This window comes from Microbacterium sp. M3 (assembly GCF_033548675.1).
Lineage (GTDB): Bacteria > Actinomycetota > Actinomycetes > Actinomycetales > Microbacteriaceae > Microbacterium > Microbacterium arthrosphaerae.
In genome coordinates this window covers 588,591-600,801 of record NZ_JAWTZT010000002.1, presented here as the reverse complement: position 1 = coordinate 600,801, position 12,211 = coordinate 588,591, and the positions used below count along the sequence as shown (strand labels likewise).

Genomic DNA, 12,211 nt, shown 5'->3' with positions numbered 1-12,211 from the left:
GAGCACGCTACGGTGAGACCGTGAGCTCGCAGCCCCGCTGTCCGCATTGCCGTCACTTCGTCTACCTCGACACCCTGCGGTGCCCGAACTGCGAGGCCGAACTGGCCTATCACCTCCCGTCGCGCGAGTTCCGCGGCATCCGACACGGGCGTGCGGTCGTCGATGACGAGACCTGGTACACCTGCTCGAACCGCGAGTGGGCCTGCAACTGGCTCGTGTGGGAGAACGCCCCCGCGGGGCGCTGCTTCTCGTGCCGCCTGACGCGCCGTCGGCCTGCCGCCGACGACACGGTGGCACTGGAGAAGCTCGCGAAGACCGAGGAGGCGAAGCGCCGGCTGATCCTCCAGCTCGCGGATCTCGGGCTGCCCATCGTGGGCTGGGACGTCGAGAAGGGCGGACTGGGCTTCGATCTCATCTCCAGCCTGTCCGACGGCAGGCGCGTCACGATCGGCCACGCGAACGGCATCATCACCATCGATCTGGCCGAGAGCCTGGACGACCGCCGGGAGGCCCTCCGCGTGCGCCTGGGGGAGCCCTACCGTACGATCCTCGGGCACCTGCGTCATGAGGTCGGCCACTACTACCAGAAGGTCCTGATCGCCGACGACGCGCTGCGCGCCCGCTGTCGGGAGCTGTTCGGGGATGAGCGGGAGAGCTACTCGGAGGCGCTCACTCGCCACTACCGGTTGGGCGCACCAGCGGACTGGAACTCCTCGTTCATCTCGGAGTACGCGACGATGCACCCGTGGGAGGACTTCGCCGAGACGTTCGCCCACTATCTGCACATCACGGGCACGCTGCAGACGGCGGCCGTGCTCGGCATCCGTCTCGACGTCTCGACGACCAGCCTGCGCGACACCGACGTCGTGCCGCTCGACTCGTACGAGGACGAGCCGATCCAGCGCCTGCTCAGCGATTGGGAGTGGCTGTCGCAGGGCTTCAACCGGATCAATCGATCAATGGGATTCGGCGACCTGTACCCGTTCACGATTCCGGCGCCCGTCCGCCACAAGCTGGCGTTCGTCCACGACGTCGTGACCCGGGCCCCACTGAGTCCCGGGGCGCAGTACGCCCTCGCGACGACGGGCGCGGAGCGGGCATGACCTCGTTCTCCCGCGGGCAGCGGGTCATCGGGGCCGCGACGCACTACGTCGAGAACCAGCCGCCGTGGCGGGTCGACATCGACGAGTACGCCCTCAACGTGCCGCTCGGCGAGGCCGTACACGCCTTCGGCGGCGGCGCGGCGGAGGACAGGCTGCGGGAGGCGGGCGCGCTCGTCGGCTCGGAGGGCTTCCAGCGGGACGCGCACCTCGCGAACGTCCACACGCCGGTCGCGCATGCCCACGACCGCTGGGGCTTCCGGCTGGACGAAGTCGAGTACGACCCGTCGTACCACCGGGTGATCGGCGAGGCGATCGCCCGCGGCGCGCACACGTCGGCGTGGGCGGACCCCGCTCCGGGCGCGCACGTCGCCCGCGCGGCGATGTTCATGCTGTTCGCGCAGGTGGAGCCCGGGCACGCGTGCCCGGTGTCGATGACACACGCCGCCGTCGCCTCCATCTCGGACTCTCCGTGGATCGCCGACAACTGGCTCCCGCGGATGTTCTCGCGGGACTACGATCCCCGGCTCATCGTGGACGGCGGCAAGCCCAGCGCGCTCGTCGGCATGGCGATGACGGAGAAGCAGGGCGGCTCCGACGTGCGGGCGGGCACGACCGTCGGCGAGTCCATGGGCGGGCACGCGTACCAGCTCACCGGCCACAAGTGGTTCTGCTCGGCACCCATGTCGGACGCGTTCCTCGTGCTGGCACACACGCGCGCCGGCGGCGTCGACGAAGGTCTGACCTGCCTGTTCGTGCCACGGATCCTGCCGCACGGCATGCGCAACGTCTTCCGCATCCAGCGGCTGAAGGACAAGCTCGGCAATCGGTCCAACGCGTCGGCCGAGGTGGAGTTCGACGGCACGGTCGGCTTCCTCGTCGGCGAGCCGGGCCGGGGCGTCCGCACCATCATCGAGATGGTGCAGCGCACGCGCCTGGACTGCGTGCTCGGCACGGCGGCGGGCATGCGCCAGTCCCTCGCCGAAGCGGTCTGGCACGCGCGCGGGCGGGAGGCCTTCGGTGCGCTGCTGGTCGACCAGCCCGCGATGACAGGGGTGCTCGCCGACCTCGCGCTCGAGTACGAGGCGGCGATGCTCACCGGCCTGCGGCTGGCACAGCTCTTCGAGGCCGAGGCATCCGACCGCGACATCGCCCTGCGGCGACTGGCCACCCCGGTGTCGAAGTACTGGGTCTGCAAGCGCGGGCCGCAGCATGCCTACGAGGCGCTCGAGTGCCTCGGTGGCAACGGCTATACCGAGTCCTTCCCGCTCGCCCGACGCTACCGCGAGCAGCCCGTCATGGCGATCTGGGAGGGCTCGGGCAACGTGATCGCGCTCGACGTCCTGCGCGCGCTCACGCGGGACCGTGCGTCCGGCGAGGCGTTCGCCGATGAGCTGGCGTCCACGAAGGGCGCCTCCACGGTGCTCGATCAGCACGTCGAACGGACGCTCGGGCTTCTGCGACGACTCTCGACCGCCGAGCCGGCGACGGCAGCCTCCGATGCCCGCCGCCTCAGCGAGAGCCTCGCTCTCGCGTTCCAGGCGTCGCTCATGCTCCGCCGCGCGCCGTCACGCGACGCCGAGGCGTTCATCGGCGCGCGATTGGGCGAGGACCGTGGCGCGCAGTACGGGGTGCTCCCCGGGGGGACGGATGCCGCGGCCATCGTCGCGCGACACTGACACGGCGTCCCGCCTAGGCTGGACCGAGTGAGAGCCGCGCATCGCACCACTCTGACCGCCGCAGCCGTCGCCCTCGTGGCCGCCCTGTGCGCGTCGTGCGCAGCGTCGGCGCCCACCCCCAGCGCCTCGTCGTCGGCCTCGGCCAGCGCCTCGCCGAGCCCCGCGCCGACGCCCTCACCTTCGGCCGACGCACAGGCGCGGGCCGCCGAGGCAGTCGCCGCGATGTCGGTGCGCGAGCGCGCGGCCAGCGTGGTGATGGGGCACGTCCCGACCACGGATACCGAGGTGCTGCACGACTACATGGCGTCCACCGGAATCGGCGGCTTCATCCTCATGGGCGCCAACATCCCCGCCGACGAGGCGGCGCTGCGCGCACTGACGTCGTCGCTCACGGTCGACCCTGCGCGCCCGCCGCTCATCGCCGTCGACCAGGAGGGCGGTGACGTCGCCCGAATCCCCTGGGACTCTTATCCGGCTCCGTATGAACTGCAGACCGCCGAGCCGGCGGCGACCCAGGCCGCCTACGCCGGGCGCGCGGCGCTGTTGCGCAGCGCCGGCGTCACGGTCAACTTCGGCATCGTGGCCGACGTCACCGCCGACTCCGGCTCTTTCCTCCGCCGGCGCATCCTCGGCACGACGCCGGACGCCGCCGCCTCCCGCGTGGTGGCGGCGGTCGACGGCGAGGAGGGCACGGTGTTCTCCACGATCAAGCACTTCCCGGGCCACGGCGCCGCACCTGGCGACTCGCACGCCGTGATCCCGTCCACGCCCCTGACCCTCGACCAGTGGCGCGCCGCCGACGCGCTGCCGTTCCGCGCCGGCATCGAGGCGGGCGCGCCGCTGCTGATGTTCGGTCACCTGGCCTATACGTCCGTCGACGCCGCACCGGCCAGCCTGTCACCGGAGTGGCACCGCATCGCGCGGGAGGAGCTGGGCTTCCGGGGCGTCGCCGTCACGGACGACCTCGGCATGCTCGAGTCCTCGGGCGTGCCCGCCTACGCCGACCCGGTGAGGAATGCCGTGGCGGCCCTGGTGGCCGGCAACGACATGGTGCTGACGGTCATCCACTCGACGCCCGACACGGCACCCCGCGTGGTGGACGGGATCGTGGCCGCCGTCGAGTCGGGCGAGCTCGCCGACGAGCGACTCACCGAGGCGGCGACGCGGGTCATGGCCCTGCGCCTCGGACTGGCGGAGGCGGGAGACGGCCCGCTGCCCTGCCCGACCTGCACGGCCGGCGGCTGAGTCAGCCCGCGGCGACGCCTCGCAGTCGTTCGCGCAGGAGCTGTCCGCGCTCGGCGAAGCCGCGCTGCGCGCGCACGTACTGCGCCTTGCCCTCGGGCGTCTCGATCGCGACGGCCGCGTAGCCCCAGTCCGAGAGGTCGTACGGGGAGGCGCGCATGTCGAGCACGCGGATGTCGCGCGCCAGCTCGAAGGCGTCGAGGAGCAGTTCTCCGGGCACCAGCGGGCCGAGCTTCACCGCCCACTTGTACAGGTCCATGCCGGCGTGGAGACACCCCGGCTGCTCTCGCTCGGGCTGCCGGTCGCGGGTGAGCGCCTCGCGATTGCGCGGCACCGCCTCCGGCGTGAAGAACCGGAACGCATCGAAGTGGGTGCACCGCAGGTCGTGGGCCTCGACGACCGCGTCGGTGGCGTCCTGGCCGAGTCGCAGGGGAACCGGATGCCGGTGCTCGGCCTGTCGGTAGACCATCGCCCACTCGTGGAGGCCGAAGCAGCCGAAGCCGGGTGCGCGTCCCGCGGTGGCGCGCAGGATCCGGCCGATGTTGTCCAGGAGCGCCCCGCGCTCCGCCCGGAGGGCGGCGGCGTCGACGGCGAGCGAGCCCGGCGCCGTGCCCGGGCGATACCAGCGCCACGCGGCACGGCCGTCCGATGCGGCATCCGCCAGTTCCACGCCCGCGCCCGGGTGCCAGCGGTGCAGCACGGCCGGCTTGTAGGAGTAGTACGTGAAGAGGAAGTCCTCCACCGGGTGGGGCTCGCCGCGCGCGGCCCGTGCGCGGTGCGCGCTGGTGAGATCGCGGGCCCGGTGCTGGTGTGCGGCCTCCCGCTCGCGCCAGACCTCCTCCGGAAGCACCGGCGGGGCGGGGGCGATGAGGGTCACCGTTCGAGGATACGTGCGGCCGGCCGCACGCGCCCGTTCAGGCGTCCGTCGGCTCGATGAGCTCGGGACCGTTGTTGCGCACGTTGCCGACCGCCTTCGACACCTCGTGATCGGCAAGGGTGTCCGCCAGTGCCGGGGCGGCGTCGATGGCGGCATCGAGCACGTCGCGCACGTTGTCGGTGGTCGGGTCGAGCCAGGCGTCGGCGTGGTCGGGGTCGAGGAACAGCGGCATGCGGTCGTGAATGGATCCGAGGTGCCCGATGGAGTCCCGTGTCAGGATCGTGAAGCTCAGCAGCCAGCGCTCGGGATCGTCGTCGCCCTTGGTCTTGTCGCGCCACCACTCGTAGAGGCCGGCGAGGAAGAGCGGCTCGCCGTCGGCGGGGTGGATGTAGTGCGGGATCTTCAGCCCGTCGACGTTCTTCCACTCGTAGTAGCCCGACACCGGCACGACCGCGCGCCGCTTCTCGAGCGCGCTGCGGAACATCGGCTTGTCTTCGAGCTCTTCGGACCGGGCGTTGAAGGCGCGGGCGCCGATCTTGGCGTCCTTGGCCCAGGAAGGGATCAGTCCCCAGCGCGCGGACTCGAGGCGACGGGTGGGCGGCTCCCTCTTCGCGGAGTCCAGCACGATCGCGGCCTGGCTGGTGGGCGCCACGTTGAACGAGGGCTCGGGGAGGTCATCGCCCTCCACGTCGACGCGGAGGACGCCGACGAGGTCGGAACCGGCACTGGCCACCACGAAGCGTCCGCACATGCGGCCAGCCTACGCGCGCCCTCCGACATCCGGTCCCGACGTCCCCTCCCGACGTCAGACGGCGGCGGTGCCGCTGCGGCCGAGGACTCCGACATCCTCCAGCCGTTCCAGCAGCCCGGCCCCGTCATTGTCGCTCACCCACGGCACCTCGGCCGCAGCGTGGTCGTTGACGGCTGTGCGCCCACCGGCGAGAACCGCCTCGGCGGGGGAGAGGCGCCGGATCGCGACCGCCACGACCTGCGTGGGGTGCTCGTCGGTGAAGGTCGTGTAGATCGCGTCGTCGTGCTGTCCGTCGTCGCCGATCAGCAGCCACCGCACGTGCGGGAACTCGTCGGCGAGGCGCCGCAGATTCGAGAGCTTGTGGTCCTTGCCGCTGCGGAACCACCGATCGTGCGTGGGTCCCCAGTCGGTGAGCAGCAGCGATCCGGGCGGGAAGACGTGACGGCTCAGGAAGCGGATGAGGGTCGGTGCGATGTTCCAGGCGCCGGTGGAGAGATAGACCAGCGGCGCGCCGGGGTTCTCGCGGACCACGCGCTCCATCAGCACCGCCATCCCCGGCACCGGCTGACGCGCATGCTCGTTCACGACGAACGAGTTCCAGGCCGCCAGCAGCGGACGCGGGAGCGCCGTCACCATCACGGTGTCGTCGACGTCCGACACGATGCCGAAGCGCACCTCGCCGCCCACGACGAAGGCGCGCGTCTCGATCGGCTCGCCGCCCTCGACCGACATCGTGAAGGTCTGCCAGCCGGGTTCGAGCTCGGCCGGCAGGCGCGTGTCGATCACGCCGCCGCGATCGGCGACGACCTCGTGGTCGACGCCCGCGATCGTCACGGTGACCTGCGCGTAGCCGACCGGGACGGCCGCGAAGCTGCGCCAGCCGCGGACGCCGGCGTACTCGCCGGAGCCGGAGGGCTTCACCGGGGGGACGATCATGACGCGGCCGAGCACCCGCACCCAGCCCGGTCCGCCGTAGCCCGGGAAGGGCGTCACCGTGGGCTTCTGGCCGCGGCGACGGGCACGGCGCTCGCGCCAGGCGTGGAACCGGTACTCCAGACGCGCGAGCCAGAGGACTTTGGCGTGCACGGGTGGGGGATCGGTGGGGGACACCCCCTCAGTCTTTCACGTCGGCCACCGGGGCCTCGCCGGGATCCTCGTGCTCGAGGTGCTTGCGCTCGGCGCGCTCGATGACCTTCTTGCTCACGAACACCAGCACCAGGAAGAGGAGGATGACGCCGACGAAGATGTAGCCGGCGTAGTGGAGCTGGTCGGCGAGCTCGCGGTAGGTGCCCGCGGCGACGGCCGCGACCGAGATGTAGAGCGCCGACCAGATGACGCAGGCGGGGATCGTCCACGCGAGGAACCGGCGGTACGGGTAGCCGCTCATGCCCACGGTGAGCGGCACCAGCGAGTGCAGCACCGGCAGGAAGCGTGAGATGAAGATCGCCGGTCCGCCGCGGCGGCGCAGGTAGCGCTCGGACCGATGCCAGTTCTCCTCGCCGATACGGCGGCCGAGGCGCGAGTGCTGGATGCGCGGCCCCAGGAAGCGGCCGAGCCAGAAGCCGATGCTCTCGCCGGCCAGCGCGCCGAGGACCACCACGACGCCGAGCACCACGCCCTCCAGCGGCGACGACACCGCGGTCCCCGCGACGATCACGATCGTGTCGCCCGGGACGACGAGCCCGATGAGGACGCTGGTCTCGAGCATGATCGCGAGGCCGGCGAGAAGAGTCCTGACGAGCGGGTCGACGCTCTGAACGGCGTCGAGCAGCCACGTGAGGATCTCGTTCACGCCACGAGCCTAGAGGCCCGGGCGTCCCTCTAACCTGGGAACATGTCGGACCCCCTCGCCGCCGCGGATGCCGCCGGCTGGGTGGATCCGGCATCCGTCTTCGCCGCGGTGTTCACCCGCGAGCGGCACGTGTTCTGGCTGGATGCCGGACCCGGCGCGCGCGACGGCTGGAGCTGGATGGGCACCGGGATCCCCGACGACGCCGCGCACGTGCGAGCCGTCGTGTGCGGACGCCGCGCGGCCGATGCGGGCGCGAGCCCGCTGCGCGGTGGATGGGTCGGCTGGACCGGCTACGACGACGCCGCAGCGCGCGCCGGCGCCCCTTCCGTGCGCGACGACGACGCTCTGCCGCCCTCGATCTGGCTGCGCGTCACGCGCCTGGTCGCGTTCGACCATGCCGCCCGCCGTGTGCAGGTGTTCGCCGGGCCCGACGACGTGCATGCCCTCGCTGAGGCGGTGGCCGCGGCATCCGCCTCCGCGCTCCCTGTGCCCGCGTCGCCCGCCTCCGCGCCGTCCGTCGGCGTGGCACGTGCCCGCCATCGCCCCGACCAGTACGCCGCGCTCATCGAGGAGTGCCGCGCGGCCATCCGCGAGGGGGACGCGTACCAGCTGTGCCTGACGACGCGGTTCGAGGTGGAGACATCCGTCGATCCCGTGGCGGCCTATGCACGCCTGCGGACGGCCACGCCCGCGCACCACGGCGGGTTCCTGCGGTCGGGCGAGGTCGCGCTGCTCAGCGCCAGCCCCGAGCGCTTCCTCCAGGTGGCGCGCACCGCGGACGAGCCGGTCGTCCGCACGAGCCCCATCAAGGGCACGCGGCCGCGCGGCGCCGATCCCGCCGCCGACGCGGCGCTGGCCGACGACCTGCGCTCGAGCGAGAAGGAGCGCGCCGAGAACGTCATGATCGTCGATCTCATGCGCAACGACCTGTCGCGCGTGTGCGTGCCGGGAACGGTCGGCGTCGACGCGCTGCTCGAGGTGGAGTCGTATCCCGCGGTGCACCAGCTCGTCAGCACGGTCTCGGGGACCCTCGGCGCCGGCACGACCCTCGGCGATCTGCTCGACGCCACCTTCCCGGCGGGCTCCATGACCGGGGCCCCGAAGCTCTCGGCGATGACGATCCTCCACCGGCTCGAGCGCGCGCCCCGCGGCGTCTTCTCGGGCTGTTTCGGCTGGGTCGGCGACGACGGCGCACTCGACCTCGCGATGGTGATCCGCTCCATCGTCGTGCGCCCGGGCGGTGCCTATGTCGGCGCGGGCGGCGGGATCACGTGGCGATCGGATGCCGCGGCCGAGGTGGCGGAGGTCGGCATCAAGGCGCGCGGGCCCCTGGCCGCCCTCGGCGCCGCGCTCCCGCCCGGCTGGTGAGCGCGCCGTTCCGCTACCCTGGAAGGCGCGCTTCGCGCGCTGCGCGCGCTCTTCCGGCCATCCACGATTGGTTCTTCCCCCGTGAGTCAGACCATGCCCTCCGACACCACTGTGCCCGCCGAGGGCTACGACGCGTACGCGATCCAGCAGAAGTGGCAGGCCCGCTGGGCCGAGGCGGACCCGTTCCGCGCGGGTGGGACCGACGACACGCGCCCCCGCAAGTACGTCCTCGGGATGTTCCCGTACCCGTCGGGCGACCTGCACATGGGCCACGCCGAGAGCTACGCGTACGTCGACATCGTGGCGCGATTCTGGCGGCACCGCGGCTACAACGTCCTGAACCCGATCGGGTGGGACTCGTTCGGCCTGCCGGCCGAGAACGCCGCGATCCAGCGCGGCGCCGACCCGCGCGAGTGGACGTACGCCAACATCGAGCAGCACAAGAAGAGCTTCCGCGAGTACGGGTCGTCGTACGACTGGAGCCGCATCCTCCACACGAGCGACCCCGAGTACTACCACTGGAACCAGTGGCTGTTCCAGCGCCTCTACGAGCGCGGTCTCGCGTACCGCAAGGAGAGCCCGGTCAACTGGTGCCCCGTCGACCAGACGGTGCTCGCCAACGAGCAGGTCGTCGACGGCCACTGCGAGCGCTGCGGCGCGGAGGTCGTCAAGAAGAAGCTCACGCAGTGGTACTTCAAGATCACCGAATACGCCGACCGCCTGCTCGATGACCTGAACCAGCTCGAGGGCTTCTGGCCGCAGAAGGTCATCCGCATGCAGCGGAACTGGATCGGCCGCTCCGTGGGCGCCGACATCGACTTCGAGATCGAGGGGCGTGCCGACAAGGTCACCGTGTTCTCCACGCGCCCCGACACGCTGCACGGCGCGACCTTCATGGTCGTCGCGCCCGACAGCGACCTCGCCGCGGAGCTCGCCGCCGGCTCGTCGGCGGAGGTGCGCATGCGCTTCCAGGACTACCTCGAGAGCGTGCAGCGCGAGACCGAGATCGAGCGGCAGAGCACCGACCGGCCGAAGACCGGGGTGTTCCTCGACCGCTTCGCCGTCAACCCCGTCAACGGCGACCGCCTGCCCATCTGGGCTGCGGACTACGTGCTGGCCGACTACGGCCACGGCGCGGTGATGGCCGTGCCCGCGCACGACCAGCGCGACCTCGACTTCGCGCGGGCGTTCGACCTGCCCGTCAAGGTCGTCGTCGACACCACCGCGCCCATCACCGGCGCCATCCCGGTCATCGAGCTGGACGACGACGGCGTGCCCATCGATCCGGGCACGCTCGAGACGCTCGACGGCATCGACCCGGCGCGCACCGGCATCGCCCTCACGGGCGAGGGCCGCCTCATCAACTCGGGCTCGCTCGACGGGCTGTCCAAGCGCCACGCGATCGCGCGCATCATCGAGCAGCTCGAGGCGGCCGGCACCGGCCGTGCCGCGAAGTCGTACCGGCTCCGCGACTGGCTGATCTCGCGGCAGCGCTTCTGGGGCACGCCCATTCCGATGATCCACACCGAGGACGGGCGCATCGTGCCGGTCCCCGCCGACCAGCTGCCGCTGCGGCTGCCCGACGCGCACGGTCTCGACCTCGCGCCGAAGGGCACCTCTCCGCTGGGCGGTGCCACGGAGTGGATGCAGACCACCGACCCCGAGACGGGCGCGCCGGCGCTGCGCGATGCCGACACGATGGACACGTTCGTCGACAGCTCGTGGTACTTCCTGCGCTTCCTCGCGCCCAACGACGCGAACGAGGCGTTCCCGTCGCGCGAGGCGGACCGCTGGGCGCCGGTCGACTCGTACATCGGCGGTGTGGAGCACGCGATCCTGCATCTGCTGTACGCGCGCTTCATCACCAAGGTGCTCTTCGACATGGGGCTGATCGACTTCACCGAGCCCTTCTCGAGCCTGATCAACCAGGGCATGGTGCTCCTCGACGGCTCGAAGATGTCGAAGTCGAAGGGCAACCTCGTCGAGTTCGCGTCGAGCATGGTCGACCCGGGCGCCGACGCCGTCCGCGTGGCGATCGCGTTCGCCGGTCCCGTCGAGGACGACATCAACTGGGAGGACGTCTCGACGACCGGCGCCCAGAAGTTCCTGGCGCGCGCCTGGCGTGTCGCGAAGGACGTCACGAGCGAGCCCGACGTGATCTGGGCGGAGGGCGACGCGTCGCTCCGCCGGGTCACCCACCGTCTCCTCGCCGACGCTCCGGGCCTGGTGGAGCAGACCAAGTTCAACGTCGTCGTCGCGCGCCTGATGGAGCTCGTCAACGCCACCCGCAAGACGATCGACACCGGCGCCGGTCCCGCCGACCCCGCCGTGCGCGAGGCCGCCGAGGCGACGGCGATGATCCTCGACCTCTTCGCGCCGCACACCGCGGAGGAGCTGTGGGAGATCCTCGGCTACGACCGCTTCGTCGGCCTGGTCCCGTGGCGCACCGCCGATCCGACGCTCCTCGTGGAGGAGAGCGTGACGGCGGTCGTGCAGATCGACGGCAAGGTCCGCGGCACCCTCCAGGTGCCCGCGCGCATCGATGCCGCCGAGCTGGAACGTCTCGCACGCGCCGACGAGAAGGTCGTCCGCTCCCTCGCGGGCCGCGAGATCACGCGCGCGGTGGTGCGGCCGCCGAAGGTCGTGAGCTTCAGCACGCACTGAGCCTCCTCCCCAGGGCCGCCGGCCGAGGACGTCTCCACAAGCCGTCCCGCCCGGCGGCGCGGACCGGATCGCTCCTTCTAGCGTGAACGGGTGACAGCTGGTCCTCGCGCCGACGATGCGGTGACGGATGCCGCGTCCCCGCGCCGACGGCTGGGCCTGGGCGCGGCGGTGGTGCTCCTCATCGGGGCGCTGGGTGTCACCGTCGCGATCGGCATCGTGCGGGGCGCGATGTCGCCGGTCGAGGACGTCGTGATCGAGCCGACGACGGTCGCCACGACACCCGCTGCCGCCGCGGTGCACGTCCACGTGTCGGGCGCTGTCCGGATGCCCGGACTGTACGTGCTGCCGGCGGGCGCACGTGTCGTGGACGCGATCGCCGCGGCCGGCGGATTCGCCGGCGACGCCGACCGCGACGCGGTGAACCTCGCACGTCCGCTCGACGACGGCGAGCAGCTGCCGGTCGCGCGCGAGGGCGAGGCCCCGCCGCCCGGCCAGGCGGCGGTCGGCGGGGCAGGCCCGGGCGGAGCAGGCTCGGACGGGGAGGCGGCGCCGATCGACCTCAACACCGCCGACGCGGCGCAGCTCGAGACGCTCCCGCGCATCGGTCCCGCCCTCGCGGAGCGCATCATCGCCTGGCGCGACGACAACGGCGGGTTCACGAGCGTGGAGGATCTGCTCGCCGTGCCCGGGATCGGCGACAAGATGCTCGAGTCGCTGCGCGACCTCGTGACGGTGTGA

General features: G+C 72.0%; 10 protein-coding genes. 6 read left to right on the top strand and 4 right to left on the bottom strand.

Annotated features, from left to right (window positions below; translation table 11 throughout):
* Window positions 1-20: 20 nt before the first annotated feature.
* Genes R8Z57_RS08120 through R8Z57_RS08110 form a run of 3 tightly spaced genes read left to right on the top strand, consistent with a single transcriptional unit; the run spans window position 21 to window position 4,024 of the window.
* Entirely contained in the window at window positions 21-1,103 is a 1,083-nt protein-coding gene (locus tag R8Z57_RS08120) for a putative zinc-binding metallopeptidase (RefSeq protein WP_318353254.1), read from the top strand.
* Entirely contained in the window at window positions 1,100-2,779 is a 1,680-nt protein-coding gene (locus tag R8Z57_RS08115; protein WP_318353253.1) for an acyl-CoA dehydrogenase family protein, read from the top strand. Before R8Z57_RS08120 ends, R8Z57_RS08115 begins: the two co-directional genes overlap by 4 nt.
* A gap of 27 nt (window positions 2,780-2,806) precedes the next feature.
* Entirely contained in the window at window positions 2,807-4,024 is a 1,218-nt protein-coding gene (locus tag R8Z57_RS08110) for a glycoside hydrolase family 3 N-terminal domain-containing protein (RefSeq protein ID WP_318353252.1), read from the top strand.
* A 1-nt stretch (window position 4,025) separates the two neighbouring features.
* Here the strand turns inward: R8Z57_RS08110 and R8Z57_RS08105 are convergent, their stop codons facing one another.
* The 4 genes from R8Z57_RS08105 to R8Z57_RS08090 are packed head-to-tail and all read right to left on the bottom strand — an operon-like array spanning window position 4,026 to window position 7,441.
* Window positions 4,026-4,898: a 3-methyladenine DNA glycosylase gene (locus tag R8Z57_RS08105; protein WP_318353251.1), complete on the bottom strand. Its 873-nt coding sequence runs from the start codon at window positions 4,896-4,898 to the stop codon at window positions 4,026-4,028.
* Window positions 4,899-4,935: 37 nt separating this feature from the next.
* Entirely contained in the window at window positions 4,936-5,649 is a 714-nt protein-coding gene (locus tag R8Z57_RS08100) for an SOS response-associated peptidase (protein ID WP_318353250.1), read from the bottom strand.
* Between the two features lie 54 nt (window positions 5,650-5,703).
* Window positions 5,704-6,759, bottom strand: coding sequence for an App1 family protein (locus R8Z57_RS08095; protein ID WP_318353249.1), 1,056 nt, complete (start codon window positions 6,757-6,759; stop codon window positions 5,704-5,706).
* A 4-nt stretch (window positions 6,760-6,763) separates the two neighbouring features.
* Complete coding sequence (locus R8Z57_RS08090; protein ID WP_318353248.1) at window positions 6,764-7,441, bottom strand: DedA family protein; 678 nt, start codon at window positions 7,439-7,441, stop codon at window positions 6,764-6,766.
* Window positions 7,442-7,483: 42 nt separating this feature from the next.
* On the opposite strand from R8Z57_RS08090, the gene R8Z57_RS08085 reads away from it, so the two are divergent.
* The 3 genes from R8Z57_RS08085 to R8Z57_RS08075 all read left to right on the top strand — a co-directional run bounded on the left by R8Z57_RS08085 (window position 7,484) and on the right by R8Z57_RS08075 (window position 12,211).
* Window positions 7,484-8,809 (top strand): anthranilate synthase component I family protein, encoded by a 1,326-nt coding sequence (locus R8Z57_RS08085; RefSeq protein ID WP_318353247.1) that lies wholly within the window; start codon window positions 7,484-7,486, stop codon window positions 8,807-8,809.
* Between the two features lie 93 nt (window positions 8,810-8,902).
* Complete coding sequence (leuS, locus tag R8Z57_RS08080) at window positions 8,903-11,473, top strand: leucine--tRNA ligase (protein ID WP_318353246.1); 2,571 nt, start codon at window positions 8,903-8,905, stop codon at window positions 11,471-11,473.
* Between the two features lie 90 nt (window positions 11,474-11,563).
* A complete protein-coding gene (locus R8Z57_RS08075; RefSeq protein WP_318353245.1) occupies window positions 11,564-12,211 on the top strand; it encodes a helix-hairpin-helix domain-containing protein in 648 nt (215 codons plus the stop codon).